30 protein-coding genes are annotated in these 26,987 nt (G+C 51.3%); 16 read left to right on the top strand and 14 right to left on the bottom strand.

Annotated elements, in window-relative coordinates; genetic code table 11:
• The first annotated feature begins 95 nt into the window (after positions 1 to 95).
• Entirely contained in the window at positions 96 to 1,133 is a 1,038-nt protein-coding gene (gene ltaE, locus NST96_RS15335; RefSeq protein ID WP_003385729.1) for a low-specificity L-threonine aldolase, read from the top strand.
• A gap of 143 nt (positions 1,134 to 1,276) precedes the next feature.
• On the opposite strand, the gene NST96_RS15330 is transcribed toward ltaE, so the two are convergent.
• Genes NST96_RS15330 through NST96_RS15320 form a run of 3 tightly spaced genes read right to left on the bottom strand, consistent with a single transcriptional unit; the run spans position 1,277 to position 5,164 of the window.
• The gene (locus tag NST96_RS15330; RefSeq protein WP_327970479.1) at positions 1,277 to 2,512 is read right to left on the bottom strand and encodes a Ger(x)C family spore germination protein; all 1,236 of its coding nucleotides are present in this window, start codon (positions 2,510 to 2,512) and stop codon (positions 1,277 to 1,279) included.
• Positions 2,509 to 3,633, bottom strand: a complete 1,125-nt coding sequence (locus tag NST96_RS15325; RefSeq protein ID WP_051925541.1) for a GerAB/ArcD/ProY family transporter — start codon at positions 3,631 to 3,633, stop codon at positions 2,509 to 2,511. The genes NST96_RS15330 and NST96_RS15325 overlap by 4 nt, the downstream gene beginning before the upstream one ends.
• Positions 3,634 to 3,649: 16 nt before the next feature.
• Positions 3,650 to 5,164, bottom strand: coding sequence for a spore germination protein (locus NST96_RS15320; protein ID WP_003385726.1), 1,515 nt, complete (start codon positions 5,162 to 5,164; stop codon positions 3,650 to 3,652).
• 249 nt (positions 5,165 to 5,413) lie between these two features.
• On the opposite strand from NST96_RS15320, the gene NST96_RS15315 reads away from it, so the two are divergent.
• Complete coding sequence (locus NST96_RS15315) at positions 5,414 to 5,605, top strand: hypothetical protein (protein ID WP_003385725.1); 192 nt, start codon at positions 5,414 to 5,416, stop codon at positions 5,603 to 5,605.
• An 18-nt stretch (positions 5,606 to 5,623) separates the two neighbouring features.
• Here the strand turns inward: NST96_RS15315 and NST96_RS15310 are convergent, their stop codons facing one another.
• Complete coding sequence (locus tag NST96_RS15310; protein ID WP_003385724.1) at positions 5,624 to 6,358, bottom strand: alpha/beta hydrolase-fold protein; 735 nt, start codon at positions 6,356 to 6,358, stop codon at positions 5,624 to 5,626.
• Positions 6,359 to 6,604: 246 nt separating this feature from the next.
• Between NST96_RS15310 and pdhA the strand changes: the two genes are divergently transcribed.
• The 5 genes from pdhA to NST96_RS15285 all read left to right on the top strand — a co-directional run bounded on the left by pdhA (position 6,605) and on the right by NST96_RS15285 (position 11,856).
• Positions 6,605 to 7,690: a pyruvate dehydrogenase (acetyl-transferring) E1 component subunit alpha gene (gene pdhA / locus NST96_RS15305; RefSeq protein ID WP_003385723.1), complete on the top strand. Its 1,086-nt coding sequence runs from the start codon at positions 6,605 to 6,607 to the stop codon at positions 7,688 to 7,690.
• 3 nt (positions 7,691 to 7,693) lie between these two features.
• The gene (locus tag NST96_RS15300; RefSeq protein WP_003385721.1) at positions 7,694 to 8,674 is read left to right on the top strand and encodes an alpha-ketoacid dehydrogenase subunit beta; all 981 of its coding nucleotides are present in this window, start codon (positions 7,694 to 7,696) and stop codon (positions 8,672 to 8,674) included.
• Between the two features lie 106 nt (positions 8,675 to 8,780).
• Positions 8,781 to 10,157: a dihydrolipoamide acetyltransferase family protein gene (locus NST96_RS15295; protein WP_003385720.1), complete on the top strand. Its 1,377-nt coding sequence runs from the start codon at positions 8,781 to 8,783 to the stop codon at positions 10,155 to 10,157.
• A gap of 6 nt (positions 10,158 to 10,163) precedes the next feature.
• Entirely contained in the window at positions 10,164 to 11,573 is a 1,410-nt protein-coding gene (lpdA, locus tag NST96_RS15290) for a dihydrolipoyl dehydrogenase (RefSeq protein WP_003385718.1), read from the top strand.
• A gap of 106 nt (positions 11,574 to 11,679) precedes the next feature.
• Positions 11,680 to 11,856, top strand: coding sequence for an aspartyl-phosphate phosphatase Spo0E family protein (locus NST96_RS15285; RefSeq protein WP_003385717.1), 177 nt, complete (start codon positions 11,680 to 11,682; stop codon positions 11,854 to 11,856).
• On the opposite strand, the gene NST96_RS15280 is transcribed toward NST96_RS15285, so the two are convergent.
• Both NST96_RS15280 and NST96_RS15275 read right to left on the bottom strand, forming a co-directional pair.
• Positions 11,853 to 12,593: a hypothetical protein gene (locus NST96_RS15280; RefSeq protein ID WP_039070974.1), complete on the bottom strand. Its 741-nt coding sequence runs from the start codon at positions 12,591 to 12,593 to the stop codon at positions 11,853 to 11,855. The two genes, NST96_RS15285 and NST96_RS15280, sit on opposite strands and share 4 nt — an antisense overlap.
• A 90-nt stretch (positions 12,594 to 12,683) precedes the next feature.
• A complete protein-coding gene (locus NST96_RS15275; RefSeq protein ID WP_340701332.1) occupies positions 12,684 to 12,839 on the bottom strand; it encodes a small acid-soluble spore protein P in 156 nt (51 codons plus the stop codon).
• A gap of 229 nt (positions 12,840 to 13,068) precedes the next feature.
• Between NST96_RS15275 and NST96_RS15270 the strand changes: the two genes are divergently transcribed.
• Both NST96_RS15270 and NST96_RS15265 read left to right on the top strand, forming a co-directional pair.
• On the top strand, positions 13,069 to 13,944 hold the full coding sequence (locus NST96_RS15270; RefSeq protein ID WP_003385714.1) for a HEPN domain-containing protein: 876 nt from the start codon (positions 13,069 to 13,071) through the stop codon (positions 13,942 to 13,944).
• A 26-nt stretch (positions 13,945 to 13,970) separates the two neighbouring features.
• Entirely contained in the window at positions 13,971 to 15,542 is a 1,572-nt protein-coding gene (locus NST96_RS15265; protein ID WP_122958334.1) for an ABC-F family ATP-binding cassette domain-containing protein, read from the top strand.
• A 67-nt stretch (positions 15,543 to 15,609) separates the two neighbouring features.
• On the opposite strand, the gene NST96_RS15260 is transcribed toward NST96_RS15265, so the two are convergent.
• Positions 15,610 to 16,116 (bottom strand): DUF6886 family protein, encoded by a 507-nt coding sequence (locus NST96_RS15260; RefSeq protein WP_227277615.1) that lies wholly within the window; start codon positions 16,114 to 16,116, stop codon positions 15,610 to 15,612.
• Positions 16,117 to 16,126: 10 nt separating this feature from the next.
• A complete protein-coding gene (locus NST96_RS15255) occupies positions 16,127 to 17,194 on the bottom strand; it encodes a phosphodiester glycosidase family protein (protein ID WP_172920795.1) in 1,068 nt (355 codons plus the stop codon).
• A 120-nt stretch (positions 17,195 to 17,314) separates the two neighbouring features.
• Here NST96_RS15255 and NST96_RS15250 point away from each other — a divergent pair, with 120 nt between their 5' ends.
• From NST96_RS15250 to NST96_RS15240, 3 genes are all read left to right on the top strand, one after another.
• On the top strand, positions 17,315 to 17,458 hold the full coding sequence (locus tag NST96_RS15250; protein WP_003385710.1) for a hypothetical protein: 144 nt from the start codon (positions 17,315 to 17,317) through the stop codon (positions 17,456 to 17,458).
• Positions 17,459 to 17,661: 203 nt separating this feature from the next.
• Positions 17,662 to 18,858 carry a DEAD/DEAH box helicase gene (locus NST96_RS15245; RefSeq protein WP_251246880.1) on the top strand — a complete coding sequence of 399 codons (1,197 nt, stop codon included), beginning with the start codon at positions 17,662 to 17,664 and terminating at the stop codon, positions 18,856 to 18,858.
• 38 nt (positions 18,859 to 18,896) lie between these two features.
• Positions 18,897 to 19,052: a hypothetical protein gene (locus NST96_RS15240; RefSeq protein WP_003385706.1), complete on the top strand. Its 156-nt coding sequence runs from the start codon at positions 18,897 to 18,899 to the stop codon at positions 19,050 to 19,052.
• A gap of 24 nt (positions 19,053 to 19,076) precedes the next feature.
• Here NST96_RS15240 and NST96_RS15235 read toward each other — a convergent pair whose 3' ends face one another.
• Positions 19,077 to 19,925, bottom strand: coding sequence for a protein kinase (locus tag NST96_RS15235; RefSeq protein WP_003385704.1), 849 nt, complete (start codon positions 19,923 to 19,925; stop codon positions 19,077 to 19,079).
• A 151-nt stretch (positions 19,926 to 20,076) separates the two neighbouring features.
• Here NST96_RS15235 and NST96_RS15230 point away from each other — a divergent pair, with 151 nt between their 5' ends.
• Positions 20,077 to 21,276, top strand: a complete 1,200-nt coding sequence (locus tag NST96_RS15230; protein WP_003385702.1) for a DUF3900 domain-containing protein — start codon at positions 20,077 to 20,079, stop codon at positions 21,274 to 21,276.
• Between the two features lie 81 nt (positions 21,277 to 21,357).
• Complete coding sequence (locus NST96_RS15225) at positions 21,358 to 22,200, top strand: DUF1444 family protein (RefSeq protein WP_228006815.1); 843 nt, start codon at positions 21,358 to 21,360, stop codon at positions 22,198 to 22,200.
• Between the two features lie 41 nt (positions 22,201 to 22,241).
• On the opposite strand, the gene NST96_RS15220 is transcribed toward NST96_RS15225, so the two are convergent.
• From NST96_RS15220 to NST96_RS15210, 3 genes are all read right to left on the bottom strand, one after another.
• On the bottom strand, positions 22,242 to 23,183 hold the full coding sequence (locus NST96_RS15220; protein WP_003385699.1) for a hypothetical protein: 942 nt from the start codon (positions 23,181 to 23,183) through the stop codon (positions 22,242 to 22,244).
• 22 nt (positions 23,184 to 23,205) lie between these two features.
• Complete coding sequence (locus NST96_RS15215) at positions 23,206 to 24,255, bottom strand: DUF2515 family protein (RefSeq protein ID WP_122958331.1); 1,050 nt, start codon at positions 24,253 to 24,255, stop codon at positions 23,206 to 23,208.
• 87 nt (positions 24,256 to 24,342) lie between these two features.
• Positions 24,343 to 24,483 (bottom strand): hypothetical protein, encoded by a 141-nt coding sequence (locus NST96_RS15210; protein WP_170208365.1) that lies wholly within the window; start codon positions 24,481 to 24,483, stop codon positions 24,343 to 24,345.
• A gap of 100 nt (positions 24,484 to 24,583) precedes the next feature.
• Here NST96_RS15210 and NST96_RS15205 point away from each other — a divergent pair, with 100 nt between their 5' ends.
• On the top strand, positions 24,584 to 24,904 hold the full coding sequence (locus NST96_RS15205; RefSeq protein WP_003385694.1) for an iron-sulfur cluster biosynthesis family protein: 321 nt from the start codon (positions 24,584 to 24,586) through the stop codon (positions 24,902 to 24,904).
• 2 nt (positions 24,905 to 24,906) lie between these two features.
• On the opposite strand, the gene NST96_RS15200 is transcribed toward NST96_RS15205, so the two are convergent.
• A complete protein-coding gene (locus tag NST96_RS15200) occupies positions 24,907 to 25,356 on the bottom strand; it encodes a DUF441 domain-containing protein (protein WP_024984090.1) in 450 nt (149 codons plus the stop codon).
• Between the two features lie 122 nt (positions 25,357 to 25,478).
• Positions 25,479 to 25,787, bottom strand: coding sequence for a YfhH family protein (locus NST96_RS15195; RefSeq protein ID WP_024984089.1), 309 nt, complete (start codon positions 25,785 to 25,787; stop codon positions 25,479 to 25,481).
• Positions 25,788 to 25,949: 162 nt separating this feature from the next.
• Between NST96_RS15195 and NST96_RS15190 the strand changes: the two genes are divergently transcribed.
• Entirely contained in the window at positions 25,950 to 26,714 is a 765-nt protein-coding gene (locus tag NST96_RS15190) for a glucose 1-dehydrogenase (RefSeq protein WP_122958330.1), read from the top strand.
• The last annotated feature ends 273 nt before the right edge of the window (positions 26,715 to 26,987 follow it).

The raw sequence follows: 26,987 nt of genomic DNA, 5'->3' as shown, positions 1-26,987 counted from the left end.
GTTTTGGTATCGTACTCCTCCATATTAGCAAACTGCCAAATCCCGATGCAATGCAGAAAGTGTTAAAATGGCAAGAGAGAAGGGAGAGAAGAAAGATGCCGATTGATTTGCGCAGCGATACGGTTACCAAGCCGACAGATGCGATGCTCCGTGCCATGTATGAGGCAGAAGCAGGGGACGATGTGTATGGAGAAGACCCGACTGTAAACCGCCTGGAAAGAGTGGCGGCCGAGATATTGGGGAAAGAAGACGCGCTGTTTGTCACGAGCGGTACACAAGGGAATCAGGTGGCAGTCCTTACCCACTGTGTAAATGGCGACGAGGTTATTTTGGAGGCAGACTCCCACCTTTTTTACTATGAGGGAGGCGCAATGGCTGCTCTCGCGGGGGTGCAAACCAGGACGATCGCGGGAGATAGGGGGGCACTGCCTCCACAGGAGGTAGCCAAAGCAATTCGCGGGGTCAATATCCATTTTCCGAGGACCCGTTTGATTTGCATGGAAAATACACATAACCGCGCTGGAGGGGCGGTCGTCCGCCCTGAACAGATGAAAAGCGTATACGAAGTAGCAAATCGTAACAACGTACCTGTCCACCTGGATGGCGCCAGATTATTCAATGCTGCTGTCGCGTTGGGCTGCGAGGTGACCGGGCTTACCCGGTATACAGACAGTGTTCAGGTGTGCTTGTCGAAGGGATTGAGCGCACCGGTAGGGTCTGTGTTGGCAGGGAGCCGGGCGTTTATCCAGGAGGCGCGTTGGTGGAGGAAGAAGCTGGGCGGCGGCATGCGCCAAGTCGGTTACATGGCAGCACCAGGAATACTCGCCTTGACGGAAATGACGTCACGGCTTGCGGAAGACCATCAGCGAGCGCATGATTTGGCCGTAGGTTTGCAAAAGCTATCTCTGCATGTCGAACCGGTAGAAACGAACATAGTTTTGGTTCACACGGACAAAGCGGGTCTTTCTGCCGAACAATTTTTGGCCAAGCTGGCTGAAAAAGGGGTGCTTGCTGTCGACTTTGACGAAACGGTCGTTCGTTTTACAACACATCGTCACATCAGTGATCAGGATATTCAGAACACTTTGGCAGCAGTGGAAGCGATCTTGCATCCATCAAGGTCAACGGGATGACGCGTCCAAGCTTTTTTACCAAATGACTTTTCCGGGAGGAAGAACGGAGCAGCGGGCAGCAGGGTCACAAAGGGCTGCACCAGCATACCGAAAGAGAAACGTGCAGCAGACTTCCCTGGTGCACGTTCTCTTTGAAAAAGGGATCATTTTTTCTTGCCTTTCAAGGCAAACTCCTCTGTTTTTACCGTTACGTCGAGAGATACTGGTATTCGACTAAACACCTCGTCCCAATTTTCCTTTCGCTTCTTCCACTCCTTCGGATAATGGATGTGCAGTTGTTTTCCAAAGCCGGCTACATCTACGCGAAAGTCCTTTTGTGTTTTTTTCAAGGTATTGTTGACTATCTGTTCAATCCTTGTTTTTACTGCAGCATTTACTCTATCGAGGTAGTCTTTTTCAAAAGCGTTTTCGTTTAGAGCCCAGTCTTCTCCCAATCGCCCTTCCACTTTGATGTCTACTCTGAAAGACAATTGTCCATTTTTTACGATCGGAATGATCTTGCTGCGGATTTTTCCGATTTCATATGAAAAAGGATCTCTACTCCCTTTGATGACTGCTTCAATAATGCCGCCTTTATGGCCCTCTTCTGATTTTCCCGTACCCTGGACCAAATTGAGTCCGGTTGTTTCCTCTTCGCCGATCCACCCTAGCATTTTTCCGGTTTTTCCGCTTATGACGGCTGCGCCAGCCAGCTTCATTTCTTTTTGGTGCAGAACCACCCTTGGTACGCAAAAGCTGCTGTCGGCAGATAATTGTTCCGAGACTGTCCCAATGGATATAGGCTGGGCGATATGAATGGATTTAGAAAGGTTATCGATTAGGCTTAACAGCTCGAAGGAGGGCAAGTCTTCATTTTTGGTTTTTGCTTCAAGAATCTCTCTCCCGTTTCCCTCCGCTATGGTCAGATGAACGGTACGACGCATCTCGGTATCTCGCAAATTCATGTTTAGCAATTGGGCCAGATTAATTTTACGAGATACCTGATCACCCAAAATAATTATTTTCAAGTGCATGAAAAAGGGCGGACGACCTATGCGAGTAGCTGTTTCTCTCGCAACCTGGAAAGCCGTATCCCCTGAACTTGTAATGTTAATGTAAGGCTTTTGGTTGGAAGGGTTTCCCCTTGAGGTTCCCCCAATAATTTTGGGGTTTACGATCTGATAAGTAACGGAGATAGGCATTATCGTTTTATGCTTGTGAACGATTTGTTTTTCTTCCTCGGAGGTCCGCTTCTTCTGTATAGCCTGGTCAACGGACATCCCGATGGCGATCCCCAGGTCCTCGATCTCCCGACGATCCCAGCAACCGCTGGAAACGATGGCGCTGCACAGGAGGAGCGTAACTAAGATTGGCAGAGATCTGGCTTTCATCATGCTCATGGTCTCGACCCCTCATTAACCGGTTGATCGTGTTTCGGCCGGTTTCTGGCTATCGCGATCAGAAGCAAAAAAAGCGGGATGAGGGTCGAGACAAGGACAGAGAAAAAGCCAATGCTCTTGCCGAGTTCCAATGCCCCGTTGAGATCTTTTGGCAATAGCGCGATTCCGTATATCACGGGGAGAAGCAAACACATGACGAGCTTGATATTCCAGCCGATGAGAAGGTGAATTCCTAAAGAAGCTAAATACAAATTAATAAAAAACGTTGTAAACATATTTAGCAGCCAGATGGTGATAAAAAAGATTTCAAAGTGTTCAAAGAAAGCTCCTGGAAATTCGATCTGCTTTACGAATTCCATCGTGGGCCAAGTCAAGGTAATCACTTCGTTAAGCGTCAAGGAGCCGATTACCATGATGACGATGGTCATATAGATGAGTGTGACGAGTGCAAAGCCGAGCAGTATAGGGAGCGTTGATTTTTGGGCATTGCGCGTATAGGCCACAAGAAACAGGATCACGTCAAAACCTGAGAAGGCCTGGGCGGTAGGGAGGATGCCCGGGAGTAAGGCTGACGGTCCGTTTTCAAGGAACGGACGTATATTGTCAAACTCAAAGTTTTTCCAATTGAGAAAGAGAATCGTAAACACGATCAACAGGGTGATGGGGAGATAAAACTCATTGATCCGAATGATCGCATTCAAACCGCCTGACACCAAATAAAAGCCAACCAGTATAAAGGCCAGCATGGTTACCTCCAGAGGGGTTTCGTCCAATAGGAAGTGACGGACAACCTCCGCCTGCACCCGCGCTTCAAAGGCCCCAAATGTCGTAAAGTTGCAGATGTACAAAACACTGATCAGAGTCCCCAGTACTTTTCCTACGATGCGCACGTTGTAAACATAAAAGGTCTCACCCGGAAAGCAGTTGCTTAGATGCAGGCAAATCATTGCCGCGACCGCAGTAATGATTCCCCCAAGGATAACGTCGATCCAGACATCCGGCGTTCCCACCTCTTCAGCGATGACGCGGGGGAGGGTAAGGATGGCTACCCCGATGATGGTAGAAACAGTTGTAATCGTCAGCTGGAATGGTGAAAAAGGAGAAATCCGAAGGGAACTCACGAAAGCCCACTCTCCTTTACTTTGATTGATCGGAACGGTTTCGGTCGAGCGGCTTGAACATCGCTGGCCGGAATTTTAACAGCGTCTGCAAGGGCAAGCGAAGGAACAGGTCCTTCCACGTGTATACACGATTGGGGACATATGGAGCCGCATAATTGATGCCAAAGCTTTTGAGTCTTACCACATGAGAGGTGATCAAGACAAATACGAGAATGATCCCGTATAGACCGAAAATAGAGGCGGCCAGCATCATCCCGAAACGAAGCAGACGTATCGCGATGGCAGCAGGGTATTGTGGAAACGCAAAGGACGAAATGGCCGTCAACGCAACGACAATCACCATGATCGGGCTGACGATACCCGCTTCGACAGCGGATTGTCCGATGACAAGGCCCCCTACTATTCCCACTGCTTGACCGACAGGCTTTGGCAAGCGCAAACCAGCCTCCCGCAAGAGCTCAATGGTTATTTCCATAAACATCGCTTCTACAATGGTGGGAAACGGAACTCCCTCTCGCGTACCCGCAATAGAGATGGCCAATTTCGTCGGGATGAGTCCTTGATGGTAGGAGACGAGCGCTACGTATAACGCAGGCAAGAAAAGCGCAAAGAATAGCGCCAATGTCCTGAGCATGCGGATGAGTGAAGCGGGAATCCAGCGGTCGTAGTAATCCTCCGGCGATTGCATCAGCATGGGGAACGTTACGGGGACGATCAGTGAAAAAGGCGTACCATCGATCAGAATCGCAACCCGGCCTTCCAAAAGCGCGCCCTCCACGCGATCCGGCCGTTCCGTATTTTGAACCTGCGGAAAGGGAGAATAGGGGTTGTCCTGAATGTAGTTCTCAACATACCCGGATTCAATCGGATCGTCGATGTCGATTTTTTGCAGTCTCCGTCTTACCTCATTCACCAGATCCGGATTCGTTACCCCGCGCAGATAGCAGATGATGACCTCTTTTCGTGCCCGCCTGCCCAAAAATAAAGATTCAAAGGTCAGATGGGGATCCTTCAACCGCCGGCGGAGAATCGCTGTATTTTCATTCACCTCTTCTACAAAACCGATCCGCGGACCACGTACGAGGGCTTCGCTGGCAGGCTCCTCTTGCTGCCGGGACTTGTCCTTAGCCGTTCCAAATATGACGGCGCCGGGATACTCGTCGAAGAGAACGCAAGTATTTCCGGCCAATATCTCCGAGACACATTGATCAGATTTGTATACCACTGAAATATCCCCGAATGTGCTCGCATGCTGTGCAAAATGTTTCAGGTTTTGCGGATAGTCTGGGGGACTGGCCTCCACCTCTGTGAGAAAGCGCCGGGAGATCACCCCGAATACTTGACTGTACAAAAATTGCTGGTCAACCATCCCTTTTGCATAGATGGCGACAGCCTTGCGTTCTGTCTCGCCCAAGGACATTTCTCTATAAACGATATCGGAGCTGTTTCCGAGCAGCGTCAAGATATGCTCCAGATTGTCGCTGAGAGAGGGGACAAGCTCCGGGGAGTGGGACTTTGCATACGGCTTCATCTGGGTGAATCCTTTCCAGGTGAATTCTTAGCTCCGAATGACAAGCTCGGATTTGCGAGTTTGGGTAGAGTTTGCCCCAAAATGTGCCATCTCACTCAAGCGAAAGAAGCTCCGCGGCATAGTAGGGGTCTCGCGAATCGACACCAGTCAGCCGGGCAACAAGGCGCTCACCTGATGAGAGCAGGGGAGTAAATCGACCTTTGCAAAGGAATACTACGAGTATCCAACAAAAGGGAAAGAGGGATTCAAATGATTTCCGCGAAACAGCGTCAGCAGGTCCAAAATCAGATGCAGCGGGACGAAAGCAAAGTTGTCAACATTGTCCTGAGCGATGAACGGCAAGTAGCGGGAGAAATCGAAAAAGCCACCCACCAGGGATTGTTCCTGACGGATGGCAGTTACTACAGCTACGCCGATATTCGGGAGATCAACGGACTATAGACGGTTGCAGGCGGACAACTACAGATCGGAGGCCGGAAAAAAGTGTCGCAAGCCATCCGGCAATTCTTTTTGCCACAGGCCCCAGACATGGTTTCCCGGCTTCTCCCGGTAGGAAAGCGAAGCGCCCTTTTTTTCAAAAATGTCTTTTGTTTTGCGGTTCCATTCCACAAAGTCAAAGGTTCCCATGTGTGTTTCGACAGTTGTTTCATCCAGTCCAACCACCATCCAGACATTCAGCCAAGAAAGGTCGTCTGCAGCGGACAGTTGGTCCAAAGTAGGCTGGAAATACGCCCCCGACAGGGAGAGCAGATTCGGAAAGAGAGCGGGTTCGTCCAAAGCGATGTGCAAGGAGACGGTTCCGCCAAGCGAATCGCCCGCCAGCACGCGCGCTTCCGGATTTTTCCGTACCGGATAACGCTCTTCGATGTAGGGGATCAATTCTTCTATAAAGAAACGCTTGTACCCCTCGTGCCGCGATCCGATAGGGGAATATTCGCTTGTCCGTTTGCTTCTCTCCACGGAGACGCCGACAACGAGAAAGGGCGGCACTCCTTCGTCGAGGATCAGTTGATTGGCAATCGTGGCAATCCGACCCATGGTAAAAAAATCATTCCCATCCTGGCAGTAGACGACGGGATAGGAGAGCAGCTCGTTGTATCCGGGGGGGAGATATACCTTTACGGAGCGGGGCGAATCCAAATAGACGCTGGGAATTTCTTCTTTGACAATCGTTCTTTTTACATAGTCTGACATGGGATTTCATCTCAACTCCTAAACGAAATTCCAAACTAATCCTTGAAAAAAACTGATACAGATTTTATAGTAAATGATAACAGGAAGGAAATAAACCCTGTAATATCAATACTATAACACATTGAACAGTTATTTTATCTGAGGTATAACAGGGTTGTGCGAAAGTGGTTGTAAGCACTTTCAACACGGCGACTTTCTGCGCAATTAACCTTTCCCGCTTTATAATCCAGTGACGAGGTGAATGTGATGAGCGTGACTACTGCTGTTGAACAAACGGGTAACAACACTCCGCTGCAAATTCTTGCTCCGGACGGTACCGTTGTTCGTCCTGATCTCATGCCCAAGCTTTCTGATGATGAATTGCGCGATCTGATGCGCAAAATGGTCTTTACCCGTGTGTGGGACCAACGTGCAATCAGCTTGAACCGCCAAGGCCGTCTTGGTTTCTATGCGCCGGTTGCCGGCCAGGAAGCCGCAATGATCGGTTCCGAGGCTGCCCTTTCCAAAGAAGACTTCATCCTGCCAAGCTACCGCGATATTCCGCAAATGGTATGGCACGGTTTTCCAATGCACAAAGCTTTCCTCTACTCCCGTGGTCACATTGAGGGCGGACGCATTCCAGAAGACGTCAACGTTCTGATGCCGCAAATCATCATCGCTGCTCAATGTACACAGGCTGCAGGTATTGCGATGGGCTACAAGCTCCGCGGTGAAAAACGCGTAGCGATCAACTACTTTGGTGACGGCGCAACGTCCCAGGGTGATTTCTACGAAGGGATGAACTTTGCCGGCGTTTACAAGCTGCCAGTCATTTTCTTCTCGCAAAACAACGGATACGCTATCTCCGTGCCGTTTGAAAAGCAAACAGCTGCTGAAAACGTTGCTGTAAAAGCAAAAGCTGCCGGTATCGCCAGCGCGCGCGTAGACGGTATGGACATTCTTGCTGTGTACCATGCTGTGAGCGAAGCGAAGCAACGCGGTATTGACGGCGAGGGAGCGACTCTGATCGAGGCGCTTACTTATCGCTATGGTCCGCACACAATGGCTGGTGACGACCCGACTCGCTACCGTACTGGCGAAGAGCAAAGCGAATGGGAACAAAAAGACCCGCTGATTCGCTTCCGCAAGTTCCTGGAAAACAAAGGGCTGTGGAGCGAAAAAGACGAGGAAGCGGTTATCGAAGAAGCAAAACAAGCGGTTGCTGACGCGATCAAGAAAGCGGACGAAGCGCCGAAAATGAAAGTTAGCGACCTCATCGACGTTATGTTCGAAACACTGCCGCCTGAACTGGAAGAGCAAAAGGCGGAATATCTGGCAAAGGAGTCGAAATAACCCATGGCACAAATGACAATGGTTCAAGCCATTACGGACGCAATGCGCGTTGAATTGAAACGCGACGAAACCGTTCTCGTCTTCGGTGAAGACGTGGGTAAAAACGGCGGGGTATTCCGTGCAACAGAAGGTTTGCAAGCCGAGTTCGGCGAGCAGCGCGTATTTGACACGCCGCTTGCCGAGTCCGGAATTGGCGGCCTGGCTGTGGGCCTCTCCGTCAACGGATTCCGTCCGGTTGCCGAAATCCAATTTTTCGGCTTCGTATTCGAGACATTTGACGCGATCGCCTCTCAGGCGGCACGTATGCGTTTCCGTTCCGGCGGACGCTACAACAGCCCGATCACATTCCGCTCTCCTTTTGGCGGCGGGGTAAAAACGCCTGAGCTGCACGCTGACTCGCTGGAAGGCTTGATCATGCAAACGCCTGGGGTGAAAGTGGTCATCCCATCCAATCCGTACGATGCAAAAGGCTTGCTGATCTCTGCCATCCGCGACAACGATCCGGTTGTATTTTTGGAGCACATGAAACTGTACCGCTCTTTCCGTCAGGAAGTACCGGAAGGCGAGTACACCATTCCACTCGGCAAAGCAAACGTAGTGAAAGAGGGCAGCGATGTTACCATCATCACCTACGGCGCTATGGTTCATACCAGTCTGAAAGCGGCTGAAGAGCTGGAAAAAGCTCGCGGCGCGAAAGTGGAAGTGATCGACCTGCGCACAGTAAACCCGATCGACATCGACACGATTGTCGCGTCCGTGAAGAAAACCAACCGCGCCATCGTGGTGCAGGAAGCGCAAAAAACATCCGGCGTAGCTGCCGAAATCATCGCTCAAATCAACGAACGCGCCATTCTGCACCTGGAAGCGCCAGTGCTTCGCGTTACTGCACCGGATACGATCTTCCCGTTCGCACAAGCAGAAGACATCTGGCTGCCAGATGTGAAACGCGTCGTAGACGGTTTGACCCAAGTACTCGATTTTTAATCACATACCCGGCGGAAAGAGATTGCTTTCCGCCTTCTTTAGGCAACTCTTTTTCCATAATGGATAGTTATGCTTGTACAAACAACCTCATTGAGGAGGAGATAGCGTGAGTCGTTTTACTTTTAGACTCCCGGAGCTTGGCGAGGGCATCCATGAGGGCGAAATCGTCAAATGGCATGTCAAGCCGGGGGATACCGTTGAAGAAGACCAAGTTATCATGGAAGTGCAAAATGACAAGGCTGTAGTGGAAGTTCCATCTCCTGTAAAAGGAAAGGTACTGGAACTGAAAGTTACGGAAGGCACTGTCTGCGTAGTCGGCGATCCGCTGATCGAATTTGACGTGGAGGGCGAAATCCCGAATCTCCCTGACCATGGTCATGGAGACAGTCAAGCAGCAGCACCGGCTGTCGAAGAGAAAATGGAACCGGGCTGCGATATTGGCTCCCAGGTAAGCGCAAACGCAAACCAAGCAATGGATACTCCGCTCGCACAACCTGCAGCGACAGCAACCGCGGCACCAATCGATCGCAAACACGTACTGGCTACGCCGTCTGTACGCAAATACGCTCGTGAAAAAGGCGTTGCGCTGGCAAATGTGCCAGGCACAGGCAAACTCGGCCGCATTACGCGTGAAGATATCGACCGCTTCCTGACTGGCGGAGCAGCAGTTGCTCCTGCAGCAGCTGAAGCGGCAGCACCAGTGGCTTCTGATGCTCCGGAAGCAACTGGCGTACAGCAAGCAGCGGCAGCTCCGACTGTCCACTACGCGGCACAAGCTGGCGAAATCGAAGAACGGGTGCCTCTCAAAGGTATTCGCAGAGCGGTTGCCAAAGCAATGGTTAAATCTGCTTACACCGCTCCGCACGTCACCATCTTTGATGAAGTGGACGTGACAGAGCTGGTCGCTATGCGCAAAGACGCGAAGCCGCTGGCTGAACAGCGCGGCGTAAAGCTGACCTATTTGCCATTCATCGTCAAGGCTGTTGTCGCAGGACTGAAAAAGTTCCCGGAACTGAACGCTTCCATCGACGACGAAAAACAAGAAATTGTTTACAAAAAATACTATAACATCGGTATCGCTACCTCTACGGACCAAGGCTTGGTTGTGCCGGTAGTGAAGGCTGCCGAGCGCAAATCGATCTTTGAAATCGCTGGCGAAATCAGCGAGCTGGCTGCAAAGGCACGCGACCGCAAAGCGTCCGCTGACGAGCTGAAAGGCTCTACCTTCAGCATCACAAACATCGGTTCCGCAGGCGGCATGTTCTTTACTCCGATCATCAACTATCCGGAAGCTGCGATCCTCGGCGTAGGCCGCATCAGTGAAAAACCGGTTGTGAAAAATGGTGAAATCGTGGTTGGCCAAGTGCTGTCGCTCTCGCTCAGCATTGACCACAGACTCATCGACGGCGAACCTGCTCAGCGATTCGTCAACTACGTGAAGCAGCTCTTGGAAAACCCAACACTGCTCGTCATGGAGGGATAACAAGCGATGGTAGTAGGAGAATTTACAACAGAGGTAGACGTTCTCGTCATCGGTGCCGGTCCCGGCGGTTATGTGGCAGCCATTCGCGCTGCCCAGCTGGGCAAAACCGTGGCTGTCGTAGAGAAAGCCGAGCTCGGTGGCGTATGTCTGAACGTCGGCTGCATCCCGTCCAAGGCCATGATCCATGCAGCTCATACGTATGAGCATGCTCAACATACAGATGCCATGGGCATTACCATGGAAAACGTAAAGGTAGACTTTGCCAAAGTTCAGGAGTGGAAAAAAGGCATCGTCAACCAGTTGACTGGTGGCGTCGGCAAACTGTTTAAAGGCAACAAAATCCAGGTAATCCCCGGCGAAGCTCTGTTTGTGAGCGAGAACGAAGTCCGGGTATTCCATGGCTACGATGTAAACCGCTACCGTTTCAACCACTGCATCATCGCGACCGGCTCCCGTCCGATCGAGTTGCCGGCTTTCCCGTACGGCAAGCGTGTGCTGTCTTCGACGGAAGCACTTGCACTGACGGAAATTCCAAAGAGCATGGTCGTAATCGGCGGTGGCTACATCGGCGTGGAGCTGGGTACCGTGTTTGCCAAATTCGGCACGAAGGTAACCATCCTGGAAGGTTCTGATCAAATCCTTCCGGGCTTCGAAGCGGAAATGACCCGCCTCGTTGACCGCAAGCTGAAAAAGCTGGGCGTGGAGATTCATACAAAAGCGCTGGCACAAGGAATGGAAGAGAAGGAAGACGGCGTTGTCGTTACGGCTGAGGTAAAAGGCGAACAAAAGCAAGTCGAAGCTGAATATATCCTCGTGACAGTTGGCCGTCGTCCGAACACCGACGAGCTCGGCGTACGCGATATCGGCATGAAACTGACTGACCGCGGTTATATTGTCGTAGACAAGCAAGGTCAAACCAGCATCCCGAATGTCTACGCGATCGGGGACATCGTTGAAGGACCAGCCCTGGCCCACAAGGCTTCTTATGAAGGAAAAGTGGCTGCCGAAGCAATTGCTGGACACCCGGCAGAGGTCGACTACAAAGCAATCCCGGCTGTCGTATTCAGCGACCCTGAGATCGCAAGCGTAGGGATCAGCGAGCGTGAAGCGAAGGAAAAAGGCATCGAGTACGTATCTGGACGCTTCCCGTTTGCTGCCAATGGCCGCGCGCTTTCGGTCAATGCGGGTGAAGGCTTCGTCAAGCTGATCGCCGACAAGGAGACCAACCTGGTACTCGGGGCGCAAATCGTCGGACCAGAGGCTTCCAACATCATTGCGGAGATCGGTCTTGCGATTGAAATGGGTGCGACGCTCGAAGATATCGAGCTGACCATTCACGCGCATCCAACTTTGGGTGAAGTGACGATGGAAGCAGCGGAGCTGGCTTTGGGTCGCCCCATTCATGTGATGAAGTAAATTCGTTTATGGAAACCCTGCATCCTGAAATGATGCGGGGTTTTTTTCAGCATTTCCCCTTTCCACCGTTTATCAAATAATGTAAAATAGTGGGAGAACGAGTCGGGTGGGGGTAGACACCATGGAGATTACGCAAAAGATGATTGATGATGTTCGCCGGCAGTTGGAACAAGCAGCCAAGAACGCTGGCTACAATTTTCTCGACCCGGAAATCGTAAAAATTAGTCAAAAACTGGATAAATTAATCGTTGCGCACATGATCCAAGACGGAAAACGCCCTTAACGGGGCGTTTTCCATTTCTTCATCGGATAGATGAGGTATGTGGATAATCCTTCTTTTACGAGGCGAACCTGATCGTAAAAATAGCTTGGACACAAAATCAGCTGATCTGCCTGGACGTTTTCTGTCGTTCCATCGTCACAGATCAGTTTTTGCTCTTCTTCACGATATGTAAAAAGCGGAGCAACTTTTTGCAAAAAGGCCATACAGCCTTCTGGCGTGCGTATTGCCTCGTAAATGTTCTCGGCTTCATTCACAAACAACGGAGCGATTTTTTCCCATTTTTCCTCAAAAAACAGCAGCCAATACGTTGAAAGAAATAGGGAGAACCGACCTTTGACGAATTCGGCATCCTGTCTTGCATCCTGATAGATGGCAGGAGGAGCATCGCCGATTTCTCTGCCATCCTCGGGTGTTAAAAAACTTTTTGTAAAAGATGTTGTTGGCATCTGAACAAAGTAGCCGTAGAGGTCTTCTACGAACATGACCTCTTTCGTCTGGACAGGATCCAAAACATCCGGAATTGTCTCGCGAAAGATGGGAGCAAAGTACTCCCATTCTTTCAAGATCCCTTCTGAATCAAAGCCAGACAGAAGTTCCTCTGCCCAGTCGGAATGCTCCTTTGTCTGCGTTGTGTGGGCCAAGCTGTGAAGGCTGGCGGCTGCCTCAAATAGGGGAGAAACGCTGTAAGTAACGGTAGGATGAAGAGGGCTGCCGCCCGAAAGAGGGACTGAAATCATTATTGTAGACCTCCAACAAGGATACTGTTATCATCATAGTTCATCCTTGTGGGACAATTCAATCTTTGCACTGTAAAAAACAGGAAGGGGCTAGCCCCATCCTTCCCGTGTCTTGATTTGACGCGAATGGTTTTCTTGTTTTACTTTTTTGGAGCCTGGCATCGGCCTGCCCGTTTGTTCCATCGGCTCGTAGGTGTTATTGTAGGTTTGGTGCGGATTTTCATCCAGCATATGCTCTTTTTCCATCGTATCCACTCCTTCCTTTTTTAGAATGCCGCAATCAAATAGTGACGAACCATAGGAAATACTGGTATTCTAAAGGGAAGTCTGTGTACAAGCATGTTGGCAGTGAAAAGGCAATCTCGGAAATACTTGCATATTTGCGAAAAGCACCGTGTTGTCATCGAATATGTTATGGTATGATTAGATATTTCACTCGATTTTTGGGCTTTCACGCAGGAAAGGAGATGACTGTATGCCGACATTGATTGCCCCAATTTTTAATACCACTACAACGAAACCGCTGCACATCGAGCTTCCCAAATCATTTCATCTTGTTTCTGGTGCCGAAAAGCCGTATAACGTCGCTTCGCGGTATCTTCGCAACGTGATGGACGAAAGCCGCTACTTGTTCGATCGAAAAGTCGACTTGACGAGTATCTTTTTGCTGGCGGAATATCCTGCGGAAACGCACGAATTAAAGTATTCGGATGAACGGACTTGGATTGAAGAGATTGAAAACAAGCTGAATCTGGCATCCACCGGGGGAATCTGCTCGATCCCATACATCATTACAGCAAAATTTCCTGTGTACGGCATTACGTACCTCAAGCGATCGCTTGATGGAGATAAATACTTGTTTGACGAAGAAGCACAGAAAATTTTCCTCGCGCTTATGGAGGAGGGAATCACGCTGCCGTCATTGGCGCTCAGACGTTATTCCCTGTCATTAGAAAAGAAGAGCCTGGAAGACCAATTGCTCGATCTCTGGATCTCGCTGGAATCCCTCTTTGCCCCTGACGGGAAAAAAGGGGAGATTACCTACAAGCTTCGTTTCCGCATGGCGTATTATTACGGAGACACGCCCGAGAAGCGGGAAAAGATCGCACAATTTGTCAAGAGCTCCTACAACCATCGCTCTGAGATCGTCCACAGCGGAAAAGAGCATGGGGATTCGCTGGCTGACGAAGTCAAGCTGCTCAGGCAAATGGCCCGTGCCGTTATTTTGAACACGGCGATGGAAAAGATTTCGTTAAACGAACTTCGCCGCCGTCTCGATGAGCAAGTTTTAACAGGGTCCAGCTACGAATTGCGTTATCAGCCGAAATTCTTTGAGAACGTCTCCTTTTGACGTAAGAATATTGCAGGAGGATCTTTATGAGTGTTTTGATCGTTGAAAATTTATCACATGGCTTTGCGGATCGCGCACTATTCCGCGATGTCAATTTTCGGCTGCAGCCCAATGATCGGGTCGGATTGGTCGGTGCCAACGGTACGGGCAAGTCCACGATGATGGGGATTTTGACCAAGCAGTTGATTCCTGATCAAGGGAAAATCGAATGGATGCCGAAGGTTCAATACGGGTACTTGGACCAGCATACAAAATTGCAGGCGGGCAAAACGATCCGCGATGTTTTGAAGGATGCTTTCTTGCCTTTGCTGCAAGAAGAAGCCGAAATGCTGGCGATTGGCGAGAAAATGGCAGAAGCGACTCCTGAAGAGCTGGAAGAGCTGTTGGAGCGCATGGGAGAAATCCAGGACCGTCTGGAGAACAGCGGCTTTTATCTGATCGATGCCAAGGTGGAGGAGATCGCGAATGCGCTCGGTCTGACTGCCATCGGTCTGGACCGCGATGTGTCCGCGCTCTCTGGGGGTCAGCGGACAAAGGTGCTTTTGGCCAAGCTTCTGCTTGAAAAGCCAAGCGTGCTTTTGCTCGACGAGCCGACCAACTACCTGGATGAAGAGCATATCACCTGGCTGAAAGGGTACCTCAAAGAGTATCCGTACGCCTTTATCCTGATTTCCCATGACACCTCGTTCATGAATGAAGTCGTCAATGTGATTTACCACCTGGAGTTCACCAAATTGAACCGGTATACCGGGAATTACGAGTCTTTTTTGGCTCAGTCCGAAATGAAGCGCTCCCAGCACTTTGACGCCTACGAAAAGCAAAGAGAAGAAATTTCCAAAATGGAAGATTTCATCGCCCGCAACAAAGCTCGTGCCTCTACATCCGGACGGGCGAAAAGCCGCCAAAAGCAGCTGGAAAAAATTGAGCGGATCGACAAACCGGAAACTGCGGCAAAACCAACCTTCATTTTCAAGGAAGCCCGTGCAAGCAGCCGCTTTGTCTTTACGGCAGAGGATTTGGCGATCGGCTATACCCATCCCCTCCTGCCCAAGCTTACGGTCAGCCTCGAACGCGGGGAAAAGGTAGCAGTCGTCGGTATGAACGGTGTGGGAAAATCGACGTTGTTAAAAACAATGCTGGGGATGATCCCGCCATTGGGCGGTAAGCTGGATCGCGGGGACTTTTTGTTCCCGGCTTACTTCGAGCAGGAGGTAAAGCCGAAGCCAGTCACTGCTCTGGATGATGTCTGGAATGAGTTTCCACACATGAACAACCACGAAGTACGGGGGGCACTTGCTCGCTGCGGTCTGAAAAACGAGCACATCAATCGTTCGCTGACAGCTTTATCTGGCGGTGAACAGGCGAAGGTGCGGCTGTGCAAGCTGCTGCAGAGAGAGGCCAACTGGCTGGTTTTCGACGAGCCGACGAACCATCTGGACGTTGTGGCCAAGGAAGAGTTGAAGCGAGCTTTAAAAGAGTTCAAAGGGACTGTATTGCTCGTCTGCCACGAGCCCGAATTTTACGAGGACTGGGTGACACAGGTCTGGAACGTGGAAGAGTGGAGTCTCGATCAGGCCAAAAAACCGATCAAATTGTAATAACAAACAGGCAGCCATTTTGACGGGCTGCCTGTTTTCTGTTTGCGGATATTTTTGAATCCGGTCATTACAGCCGGGCATTTCGCAGACGGATCATGGAAAACTGCATCGTGGAATCGAGCAGGGAATCGTGCAAGGGCTTCAAAGAAGGAGTGAGACGAAGCTCCACGTTTGCTTGAGTCAGGCAGTCCAGCAGATCGCCCATTGGCTCCACGGATAGAGGCGTAACTGTCTCGTGGCAAACATAATAGCCGGCCCCATGATCCCAGCAAACAAAGGGGTTGGGAGGGAACGTATACTTGTACAGCTTTGCTTCTTTGATTCTTTGATACCATGCTGACTCTGCAGCGATGATCATGGAAGCATCCGAGTATCCCATAAACCGGGCGGCATCCTCAGGCGTGGTCTTTGCCGAACGGCCAAACCCGATCCGGGGACAGTCCCGCGGGAAAAAGTACAGCGGGGATTTCTCCTGGTCGATCGCCCAGACTACCGGTGCCAGAGACGGATGGGATGGATGCGGTCGCGGATGAAAGCAGATGATCGACGGGTCTTCGCTAAAGTGATAGTACAAGCCAAACCTCCTATATAACTGCCCAGGCATTAGGCAGATAGCGGCCGCGGTAATACGGGCAGGACGTTTTCGTGATCGCTTCGTTATTATGCAGCATCATCGAGCTCGAGCCTCCGTCCATCGCCATCGCGGTAACCACTCCGCGCTCAGCCAGCAATTCGGCGATATCGTTCATGCTGGCGCCGATTGAATGTCCAGGCTGGCGTCCGTCAATGACGACAAATACGATCGTTCCGTCTTCCTTCTGACCAATGGCTGTCCTCGGCTGAATCCCCCAGCTTTTTGCCGGCTTGTCCGCGAACAGATTTTTTCCATTGACGATGAGCTGCGGACGGAAGCTCATGGCGTCTTTCACGCCCATGTCCACTAGCTGTTGGGCTGTGTAGTTCCCTGTGATCAGCTTCCCGTCAAAAGTGATCCCAAGCGCTGTTTCCCCGCCTTTTGCGTTGTAGTTCTGCAAAATCTTTCCATCCTTGATCAAAAGTCCAAACGCTTTGACGCCATTTCCGTAACCATCGGGATCGGAGAAGCCGCTCGCATTTACAATTCCCAGAGCGTTGTGCTTTTTGACAAATTCATCGAGCAGCTCGCCGCGATCCTTCCGATTGGAGACGAGCAGTTGAACGCGTTTCGGATCGCTGATATACATGATCTTTCCTTTAAAGTAATAATTGCTGCGCTTTTCGTCGATTTCCTCGATTTCAATCAATTCCTTTTTTACTTCCGGAATCGCTACAGCAGATGGTTCATCCACCGGCTCATCCTTTGGCGTGTTCGTGGTTTCGTCTGCCGAGTTAATGACGATGGGATTGCGGATTTGCTGTTTGAGAGCCTCCAGCTTCTCCTCCGGCAAAAATGTATAAGGCGCCCAGTAATCGTGCTGAGTCGTCAGCAGCGTGCCTGCGGCCCATTCCCGAAGCTCCTCTCCCGTGTCGGTAGCGAACAGAAATGTAGCTCCGAGAAGCATAAAGGTAGCGGCGGTCATCGTGCCCATAAATAGAAGGCGTTTCAATAGCCGCCAGGGGCGGTTTCGTCGTTGGCGTCTTTTTCTCGTACGAGTGCGTGATAAAGTTTGCATGGTGACCCTTCCTATAAAATGTAATAAGTTCTCTGTAATAGATTGACGAACGGAGCGTAAAAAAGTTTCGTGAAACAGAAAAGCAACATCCGGACAAAATAACCGCAGGAGGTGATAGTGATGCGCGGCTATGATGAAGAGTTTCAAAACGAGGTGGAGGCGTATCGGGAAAATCCCCCGGGAACCCATAATCAACGGACGGAGAAGGATCGGCATGACAAGATGGAAAAGCGGGAGACCCGTCTTGACTCGAACAATCGGTGACCGATGAGCGAAATCCTCCAGGCGGATTTCGCTTTTTTCACAGCAAAGACGGTGTTGAAAAGATGAGGAGTTGCCCAGGACAATGATACTGCCCGGCAATGGCAAGGTTGGCTTGGGCGAGTGCAGAAACCGCGCTGTTTCGCACAGGCGCAAAATGTGGTAAGCTTACCCAAGCACGATAAAGCAATGCCAGGAGGGTTTTTGTGAGCACCACGTTTGCAGATTTTACATTAAGCGCACCGTTGATGGATGCTTTGCGAGAGCAAAAAATAGAGCGGCCGACGCCTGTACAGGAGGAAGCGATTCCTCTCATTCAGAGCGGCCGAAATGCATTGGTTGAATCACCTACCGGAACGGGAAAGACGCTTGCTTACCTGCTCCCGCTGATCGATCGTCTGGATACCGAGTCCAAAGACATACAACTGCTCGTTTTGGCACCTACGCACGAGCTCGTCATGCAAATAACGAAGGTCGCGGAAGGCTTGCTTGCCAAGAAAAACATGTCGGCAGCGGCAATCATCGGAGGAGTGGACGTAAAGCGCCAATTGGAGCGGCTGAAGAAACGCCCCTCACTCGTAGCTGCCACCCCCGGTCGACTGGTTGAACTTTTGGAAAGTCGCAAGGTAAAGGTGCATGAAGTCAAAGCAGTCGTCGTCGATGAGGCAGATCGCTTGCTGGATAGCGGCTTCCTTCGATCCGTGCAGGAAGTGATGCGCCGGGTGATGCGAGATACCCAGCGGCTCTTTTTCTCTGCGACACTCCCTGACGCGGTTATCGAACTAGCGTCCGAAATGGCAAACGATCCTGTTTTGATCAGGGCATCGGGGCCGGAGAATGCCATTGGCGTCGTTCACATGTATCTTGTCAGCGAACCGCGGAAAAAGGTGGATACCCTGCGGCGTCTCCTGCGGTTGGTAAATGTTCGGGCGGCTATCGTCTTTGTCAATCAGATCGACAAGGTAGAGGAGATCGTCGCCAAGCTGGAATACCATCACCTGCCGTGCCGTTTCCTGCACCGCGACACGAGTAAAGAAGAGAGGGCCAGGGCCTTGCAGCAGTTCCGCGAAGGCGTGTATCCGGTCTTGATCACGACAGACGTCGCGGCACGGGGCCTGGATATACCGGAAGTGGAGTGCGTCGTTCACTTTGATCCAGCCCCTGACTCCGATACATACGTGCACCGCAGCGGACGAACAGGGCGAATGGGCAGGGCTGGACTCGTCTTTTCCATCAGCACACCCCAGGAACTGTTTATTCTCCGGAAATTTTCAAAGCAAACCGGGCTTGCCATCATGGAAAAGGTCATGTCTCACGGGCAATTGCTCGACCCCGAACAGGCCAGGGAAGTCTCAAACGAAAGACGTCCGGTACATAAGAAGCGGCGTTTTGAAACAAAGTAGGAGTGGGTTCACCATTCTTTTGTCCACAGGAGGTTCCCATGCGCAAAGATCGGTTGTATGAGGAAGATTTGCTGGTCAATGGTCCCGCCGGCGGAGAAGAGCTCTCGAAGCATGAGCGTCAGACCTTGCGTCGTGAAGCGGGGGAACTCAAGCAAAAAATGGAGAATGCCAAGCAGGAGCCAATCCGCAAGTAATGCAAAAAGAGCAGATACCCCAAGCTATGACGAGGGTATACTGCTCTTTTTCATCTTCTGGTTGCGGATAAAGGCTTTCAGCTCATGCAGCCATTCGTCCACATCGGCATAGCCTTGATCGATGTGCAGGAGTCGCCTGATCATCGAGGAGACCTCCGGCTGAAGTGTCAGCTCTTCTTCCCAGCTTCGCTCTGGCTGGTTCTCGGGCGGCGTATACCCGGTGTAAAGCAGAAACAGAAAGAAGTGCCCGAGGGCGTAAAGGTCGCTTGCAGGTTCAACACGGCGTTTCAACTGTTTTTCCTCCGGATAGCTGCTCATGTCATCTGCGATGTAGGTTGGCGAATCTCCGTAAAAGCGCGCCAGACCAAAGTCGATCAGGTAAGGGGTCCCCTTTTGCCAGATCACATTCGGTATTCGCACGTCTCTATGAATGATCCCTTGCTTGTGCAGATAGGAGACAAGTTCGCCGACCCGGAGCATGAATCGGGCCGCCTCGTACTCGCCGAGGACAGCTTGCTCGTCAAACAGCAGTTCTTCCAGCGTCGGTCCTTCTATATATGACATCGCCAAAAAGGAATCACCCCGAAAATGAAACCGTTCCATAAAACGGGGCATTTGCGGGTGGCAAAGAGCCTGGAGAATACGCTGCTCGTATGCTTGCATGGCTTCTCCTTTTGGGCTATGGCGCAGGCTAGGCTTTACCTGTTTGAGGACGATCAGCTCACTTGTCACTTCATCACAGGCAAGGTACGCGATCCCGTAGCTGCCCATTCCGAGTACGCGATCGACAGTGTACTTCCCGATGCGAGTCCCGATCGGATAGGGCTTGTCTCGAACGGTTTCATTCCACCAAGCGACCAGTCGTTTCCACATGAATAGATCCTCCTCCTGAAACCATCATACCATAAGCGGCAGCGAGTCCATTTGAAAAGGAAGCGCCTTTCATGCTCCGAAAAAGGCTGACCGTTTCTTCCGCCATTTGTTATAATCAGTTCTGTTACTTGTCAGACAGGAGCGGAAGCGTATGAATTTTGTAATCGATTGGCTTTCATTTTATCTCATCGAACAGCCGGAGGAAGAGAGCGGGAACAAGCAGGTACGGATGACCCGCCATTTGTCTGGAGATGAATATGAGAAGAGTGAGCTGCGGGAGTTTCTGGATGGCGAGTTTGCCCGCATCGCCAAGCGAAAGGCAGAGATGAATCCGAAGAGTGAAGCAAGCCCGACCAAACTGGGCCGGTTTGTGATCGAAGAGGGCCATCCGCTGGAGGCGAACCCCAACTATGCCCTGCTGAATCGTTTGCTCCAGGCCGTCACCGTAGGAGAGAGCAAGCAGCCATCGCAGGAGCTGGTGCAATCGTATCTGCGTACATCGCAAGTGAGAGGCGGGGTCCTGATCGTGGTGCGGACCCGGTTGGAGACCTTGGACGAGCCGTTCGTCTTCATCCTCAAGTGCGATTTTGAACAGAAAACAGCGGTAATTACCGATGAACACAGTCTCATTTCCAATGTGCAAATGGCTATTAATGCCAAAAACATGAAGTCCTTGATGTATCCGAATATGATTGAAACCGGCATGAACGACCCGTATCACGTCAAAATACACCAGTTCTCCCATGCTCGCTATTTTGAGGAATTTTTGCGCTTTGTGGAGTACCCGCAGACGGTGACGCAACTGATTTCGGAGGAAGTGCTCACGCTGGCCCGGCAGCATATCGAGCTCGTCTACCCCGAGGCTTCTGAAGAGCGGCAGCGGGCGGAGGAAGAGATCGAGCTGATTGCTGCAAGCCCGAAGCGCGAACTGGCGGAAAAATGGGACCATGAGACGGTGATGGAAGCCGCCCAAATTCTTACCGACAGGCAGCCGGAAATTGAGCTGAAGTGCAAGCTGGACCACATGCAGGTAAAAGCGCTGCTTGCTGATTACGGGAACAATTTTCATATCGCCAAAGTGAACGGCCGATACGTCATTTTGCTGGATGGGGACTTTTTGCAGTTCGAAAGAGGGGTGTCTCCCGTCGAGTTTTTAAAGCCGAAGGATCTTCATGAAATTGTTCGAGAATTGGAGAGTCGCCAGCCTGGCCCAGGCTACGCCCAGTCGTATGCGCCAACTGTTTCCGAGAAGCCGCCATGGAATGACGCGGATGCCGGACCCGGCAAACCCGCTCAAGGTATCCCAACAAATCGGCAAACACCTCCCGACGACACCCCGCCATGGGACTAAAGCTCGGCAACAGCAGGTGAAACGGAGGCTCGCTTGCGGCCAACAGGAGTATACTTTCAAAAAGAAACGGGTGGATAGGTCATGGAAAACACCAATCGACAATCTCTCATGCAAAAGACGGTGGAATTGTTGAACAGACAGCTTCCGGCAGGTCTTTCCTGTGTGGGAGGGGATGGAGAAATCCGTATCGTGGAAACTGAATCAGGCAAGCAATTGATCGCTGGGCTGCCGTTAACGCCGCTTTTTGTCCGAGCTGAAAAGACTCCGCAGGAAGCTGCCGAACTGACGCAGGCGTTCGCCAGGCGTGTGCTCGCCATTGTTCAGGGACATTTGAAGCCGATGACCTTGAAAGGTGCGGAAAGCCATATATATCCCGTCCTGAGGCATTCCTCGTTTGTGAAGAAAAACCCGGAGCGCTGGGTCCATCGCACGCATACGGAACAAACGTCGATCCTGTACGCTTTGGACGATGCAAAAGGCTATCGCCTGATCGAACAGGAAATGCTCGTCAGTGCCGGTTGGACAGCGGAAGAGCTGCATCGGCATGCCATCAGCAATCTGCAACAACTGCCGATCCCGAAAAAGCAGCAAAAAGTAGGGCCAAACACAATCACCTTTATTGCGGCTGCGGACGGGTATGCGGCAAGCAGAATACTGCTGCCCTCGCTCATCGAAGAGATGGAAGCGTCTCGGACAGGAGATGTTCTGGGTGTCGCCATTCCCCACCCGGATGTACTGATCTTCGGTGATTTGCATGGCGACTCGGGGGCTGAACTGCTGTCCAGACTCACCTATGACTTTGCATCCAAGAGCTCGATGCCGATCTCGCCGCTTCCGTTCGTCTGGGAAGCTGGGGAGCTTATTCCGATCGTTGTCGTCACGCATGAAAAGAAGAAAGGGGCCGGACCCGGAGCCAAGAGCTAAGGCCGTTTGGAGCCTCGGCCTCCTCGTGGCTATTCTCTCGCCTAGAAGCGGACATCTCCCGTCTCCAGCGCAAGCTCCATGAAGCGGCCAGCTTCATGGATGAGCCAGTAGGGACGGCGAGGCCCTTCGATGTACAAGGCTTGGGCGGTATCGAGCATGCGGGTTACCCGCGCGTAATCGCCCATCCGCAACGCGCAGACACCCATCGCCATCCACGGGTAAGGATCGTCCGTCTGGAACCGTTCGAACTGTGGAAAGGAGCTTGTGATACGCTGATACAGCGAATGCGCGATCTCTGGCGGAGCAATGCCGTACATAATGGGAAACGCCTGTGAAGTGGCATCCGGGTACCATTTGCGCCAATTGGGGAAGCTGCGGTTGAAGACCGCAAACGATTTTCGCAGCGGACTGTACATCCGGAGGATTCCCTGCCGGCAGGCCTCTGCCCGGAGCTTTGCTTCTCTGCAGGCTGCATGGTTTTCGAGCAGGGAGAACAGAAATGCGGCATCCTCCAGCCCCTTTGCGACCTCGCAGTTATCCATCAAGTATTTTACCCGATAAGAGCTCTTCGCCCACGTCAAACCGTCCTTCTGTTGCAAACGGGCGATTCCCTCCAGGAGTTCCAAGCATTCCTGCTCACGATCTCTCAACCATTCCCTGTCGCCTTCGTACCGCATCAATTCTGCCACCAGACTGAACCATGTGGCGTGGTAGCTGTCCTCGCTGTCTGCCGTGCCCGTGTCTTCCAGGCGTTCGCCGCGAACGAGGAAGTCATTTACATAGCCGTGTTCATTCCTGTTCCGCAAATACCAATCTGCATGGCTCTGCACGTTTTTACATTCACCCAGTCTGATCAGGGGGATCAAGGCGAGATTCGTGAAGTAAGGGTTGACCTGTTTTCGATCAGGCCCCAGTAGAAAGGTGCCAGACGGCAATTGACAGTCCAGTATGTATTGCTTCTGTAAACGTACAGCCGCTTGCATCAAACACAGCCTCCCGCCTTTTCTATGGGCTAAAAGCAGTGACAAATCTGACGCCCCACTCAATCATATGCAGGGAACGGATGTATTTCTCCTCGTCAATGGTAGGCAGATCAGACCGCTCATCCAACTCCGCATGCCATTTGTCGTCGCGATACCAGTCTACCCCGTCTGCAGGCGGATGCTCCTGATCAGGCCAAGCGGCAGTCAGTGTCGGACTGTACAGCTTGTGAGTGCCGGGACGAAGCTCCGTGCCTTCCATTCGCGGGGTGTATGCGACATGCGCATCCACTGCATGCGGCCGCGGCGAAAAGAGATGGGGCCAGTAGTCGGCACGCGAACCGGAATGGGGAATCCGCTGCGCCCATTCGTATATTTTTGCCAGGCGGACAGGATTGTCAAAGAGCAGTTGGTACAAGGCTTTGCCCGTAGCGATGCGCTGCTCCAGGGAAGGAAAGCGTTGAACGGTCATGCCGCAAATGCGGAGTCTGCGATCGGTCGGGTGCTCCTTGTAAGGAAAGAGTACCTGATTCAAAGAGAGGACTGACTGGGCAAAGAAAGCCGGGCTAAAGAAAATGTGCTTCTGCGCAAAGGGCTTGTCCACTACTCTTTGCTCAATGTACTGCTGTTCATTGACGATCAGCGCACGGGTCAAAAGCTGGCTGTCGCGTTTGTGTAGAAAGTCTTGCCAAATCGGCTGCATAAAGCGTGAAACACCCAGATCCGGCAGGAAAAGAGTCAAGTCTTCATTCGCGTCTTTCATTTTTTCGTAAAGCAGCAGCTGGGCGTAGGCATCGTGGAAAATAAGCCAGTTGCAGCGTTCGAGAAACCAAAACGTCCGCTCCACCTCACTTGCGTCCATGAGACGGGGGAGCCACTCTCCTTTCAGATCGGTCATATTCCACCCGCCATTGCGAGAGACAAGATGGGCTAGCAATGCCCAATGCACCTCAGGATGCTTCTGAAAAAAATCAAGGTACGCCTTGGTGCGAGTGAGGTTGTTCCGATTGGCTTCATTCGTTGCGCGCCTGATCTCTGCCACCAGCCCGCGCTCTTCTGTAAGAATTGGTTTCATCCAGATCTGCCTTTCTGATATCAGTCTGTCGGTTGTGTTTCATCCACCGTTCCAGTAAAAAAGCAGGCCGCCGTGGTGACCCGCTTTTTATCCTATCATTTCCAGTACGAGAAGACGCACCAATAGATTTTCTTTGGCCTCTTCCCATGTTTTCCCAAACTTAATGATACGCTCTGATTGGTATTCCATTTCTGCGATAAACATGCCGTCTTGCTCGTAGATGTTCATAAACGATCGTCTCCTCCAAAAAGCCTTTCAACCATTGTATGCTATTATGGAAGAGATGATGCATCAACAACAAAGCCGAACCCGGGAGTGGTGAGCACAGATGAAGATAACAGCAACACAGACAGCAATCGCGATTCTGCGTCCTATGGCCGCAGAGAGGGGGCAAGCAGTACGGATCAATGGAGAATTGGTGGGAGGCTGCGGGATGACCGTCGAATATGGCTTGTTTTGGGATGACCCCGCCCCAAGTGACCAGATAACCGAAGAAGCAGGTGTAACCTTCCTGTTGGACGCAGAGACAGTGGATTACATCGGGAGTGATTCGCTCGTTGTCGATTATCGGGAGCAGCAGGGGTTCCGACTGGTAACCCCTGAGCAAATTGTCGCCTATGGGCTGCGTGTCAAAGGAAGATGGGAGTAAGATTACTTGGGGAAGAATTGCAAAATGAAGGCGAGCATACCCGCCGCGATAAGTGGACCGACCGGTACACCGCGAAAAAACGTCACGCCAATGATCGTACCTAGCAGAATGCCGGTCACGACCAATGGATTTGCTGTCATCAGGGTGACTCCTCTGCCTCCCAAATAGGCAACGAATATCCCGACAAAAACGGCGACAATCGACTGCCAGTGGGTGAAAATAGAGAGGATGGTCTGCGGGCTGATCTTTCCGCTTGCCAGTGGCGCCAAGACGCCGATGGTCAACACGATGATGCCGATCTGTAAGCCATACTGTTCCAGGAAGGGAAAGGCCTTCTCAACATGGAGCAGCCTGACCAGAAGCAATACAGCGACGGCGATGGAGACAGCGGAGTTATTTCCGAGAATGCCCATGGCAAGCAGGGCTAGCAGCATCAGATTAATAATGTCCATGTTTACAAATACTCTCTTTCTTTTTGCCCCTATTATACCCGAGTAAAGCGGAGTCGTGGCAATCTTTTCATGAGAAAAGCCGGTCTTGTATCTGCCAAGACCGGCTTTCATACATACACCAGCTATACCCACAACTCCAGCATTCCGACAGGGAAACCGACAGCCTCGGGTGAATCGGGAAATTTCCCCCAGGCAAACACGCCATTGAAATACTCAATCGTAAATGGTTGATCGTGCTCATGGACGCGATAGGTTCCGCCGATCCGAAATTCATCGGTCCCGATGTAATACGATTTGGCCATAAAAAACTTTTGGCGATAGATGGCCAATTGCGACGAGTCGCCGAGTTGCTTATTTTCTTCGATCAAGAGGCGCAGACGCTCCATCTCTTCCTGCAGCTCAGCCAAGGTCATTTGACTTAACAATCGCACGCCGACGACCTCCTTTCCATGCCTTCCATTGTAACAGGAAACAGGGGAATTGACTATGTACGGCGAATGCTAAACGAGGTCGGCAAAGCACTTATAGGATAGAAAGACCAGGTATAGAGGATAAAGTCAGCAAAATTCAGCACGAAGAGGAGGATGAGGAACTTGAACCGATTTGATGTAACAGGAAAAACGGCGGTCGTAACCGGAGCAGGCAGAGGCATTGGCAAAGCGTTGGCGCTGGGATTGGCCGAAGCAGGGGCGAAGGTGGCTTGCGTAGCTCGCACAGAGACGGATATCCGCGAAGTGGTACGGGAGATCCAACAGATGGGTGGTACAGCTTTTGCGATCCAGGCAGACCTGACAGAGGACGCGGCTCCGGAGATAGTAGCTGCTTCGGTGATGGAAAAATGGGGTCGCTGGGACATCTTGATCAACAACGCCGGCATGAACATCCGCAAACAAGCGCTAGACGTATCAACGGAGGACTGGGACAAGGTCGTTGATCTTAATCTGAAAAGCACATTTCGCATGTGCCAGGCCGCAGGCAGAATCATGTGTGAGCAGAGGTACGGACGCATTGTCAATATTGCCTCGGTAGCGGGGCTGGTCGCCTTGCGGACGGGAGTAGCCTACGGTGCGAGCAAATCCGGGGTAATTCATATGACAAGGGTTCTTGCCTTGGAATGGAGCAAGTACGGCGTCAACATAAATGCGATCGCTCCCTGGTATTTTCGGACTCCGCTTACAGAAAAGCTCCTGGATGATCCAGCATTTCTGCAGGAAGTGCTGAGCCGTACTCCGAGCGGACGGATCGGAAATGCAGAGGATTTGGTCGGGCCGGCGATTTTCCTTGCTTCCGATGCTGCTGCATACATATCCGGCCAGACAATTGCAGTTGATGGAGGGATGTCCGTTTACGGGTTCTAGACAGAACCCTCTTTTTTTGCAAAAAAAAACAGCACTCCCAAGGGGAATGCCAAGTTTTGGGGGCGATTGAGAAAAATGTCGATTGGCCCAAAAGAAGCTGCTTTGCTCTCACCCAAAGCAACGATCTTCATCCGGCATTTTCACAGTAGGCATAACTAGATAATCAAGAGACCTAATCATGCGTACTGTGAGAAATCGTGAACTTTTCTCAATGCGTTGAAAAAGTGCTTACGTATAGAAATGTAACAGAAAAAGGTTAACTGTTGATAAAAT

The organism is Brevibacillus sp. FSL K6-2834 (genome assembly GCF_038592925.1).
In the GTDB taxonomy this organism is placed as follows: domain Bacteria; phylum Bacillota; class Bacilli; order Brevibacillales; family Brevibacillaceae; genus Brevibacillus; species Brevibacillus borstelensis.
The sequence above is the reverse complement of the archived record's forward strand: the minus strand, read 5'-3'. Positions and strand labels throughout refer to the sequence as shown.

Bases quoted from the DNA above. Each gene is read 5' to 3' on its own strand.
- ltaE (WP_003385729.1), top strand. From the start codon at position 96: ATGCCGATTGATTTGCGCAGCGATACGGTTACCAAGCCGACAGATGCG.
- NST96_RS15330 (WP_327970479.1), bottom strand. From the start codon at position 2,512: ATGAGCATGATGAAAGCCAGATCTCTGCCAATCTTAGTTACGCTCCTC.
- NST96_RS15320 (WP_003385726.1), bottom strand. From the start codon at position 5,164: ATGAAGCCGTATGCAAAGTCCCACTCCCCGGAGCTTGTCCCCTCTCTC.
- NST96_RS15315 (WP_003385725.1), top strand. From the start codon at position 5,414: ATGATTTCCGCGAAACAGCGTCAGCAGGTCCAAAATCAGATGCAGCGG.
- NST96_RS15310 (WP_003385724.1), bottom strand. From the start codon at position 6,358: ATGTCAGACTATGTAAAAAGAACGATTGTCAAAGAAGAAATTCCCAGC.
- pdhA (WP_003385723.1), top strand. From the start codon at position 6,605: ATGAGCGTGACTACTGCTGTTGAACAAACGGGTAACAACACTCCGCTG.
- NST96_RS15300 (WP_003385721.1), top strand. From the start codon at position 7,694: ATGGCACAAATGACAATGGTTCAAGCCATTACGGACGCAATGCGCGTT.
- lpdA (WP_003385718.1), top strand. From the start codon at position 10,164: ATGGTAGTAGGAGAATTTACAACAGAGGTAGACGTTCTCGTCATCGGT.
- NST96_RS15280 (WP_039070974.1), bottom strand. From the start codon at position 12,593: ATGATTTCAGTCCCTCTTTCGGGCGGCAGCCCTCTTCATCCTACCGTT.
- NST96_RS15275 (WP_340701332.1), bottom strand. From the start codon at position 12,839: ATGGAAAAAGAGCATATGCTGGATGAAAATCCGCACCAAACCTACAAT.
- NST96_RS15270 (WP_003385714.1), top strand. From the start codon at position 13,069: ATGCCGACATTGATTGCCCCAATTTTTAATACCACTACAACGAAACCG.
- NST96_RS15265 (WP_122958334.1), top strand. From the start codon at position 13,971: ATGAGTGTTTTGATCGTTGAAAATTTATCACATGGCTTTGCGGATCGC.
- NST96_RS15255 (WP_172920795.1), bottom strand. From the start codon at position 17,194: ATGCAAACTTTATCACGCACTCGTACGAGAAAAAGACGCCAACGACGA.
- NST96_RS15250 (WP_003385710.1), top strand. From the start codon at position 17,315: ATGCGCGGCTATGATGAAGAGTTTCAAAACGAGGTGGAGGCGTATCGG.
- NST96_RS15240 (WP_003385706.1), top strand. From the start codon at position 18,897: ATGCGCAAAGATCGGTTGTATGAGGAAGATTTGCTGGTCAATGGTCCC.
- NST96_RS15235 (WP_003385704.1), bottom strand. From the start codon at position 19,925: ATGTGGAAACGACTGGTCGCTTGGTGGAATGAAACCGTTCGAGACAAG.
- NST96_RS15230 (WP_003385702.1), top strand. From the start codon at position 20,077: ATGAATTTTGTAATCGATTGGCTTTCATTTTATCTCATCGAACAGCCG.
- NST96_RS15225 (WP_228006815.1), top strand. From the start codon at position 21,358: ATGGAAAACACCAATCGACAATCTCTCATGCAAAAGACGGTGGAATTG.
- NST96_RS15220 (WP_003385699.1), bottom strand. From the start codon at position 23,183: ATGCAAGCGGCTGTACGTTTACAGAAGCAATACATACTGGACTGTCAA.
- NST96_RS15215 (WP_122958331.1), bottom strand. From the start codon at position 24,255: ATGAAACCAATTCTTACAGAAGAGCGCGGGCTGGTGGCAGAGATCAGG.
- NST96_RS15210 (WP_170208365.1), bottom strand. From the start codon at position 24,483: ATGAACATCTACGAGCAAGACGGCATGTTTATCGCAGAAATGGAATAC.
- NST96_RS15205 (WP_003385694.1), top strand. From the start codon at position 24,584: ATGAAGATAACAGCAACACAGACAGCAATCGCGATTCTGCGTCCTATG.
- NST96_RS15200 (WP_024984090.1), bottom strand. From the start codon at position 25,356: ATGGACATTATTAATCTGATGCTGCTAGCCCTGCTTGCCATGGGCATT.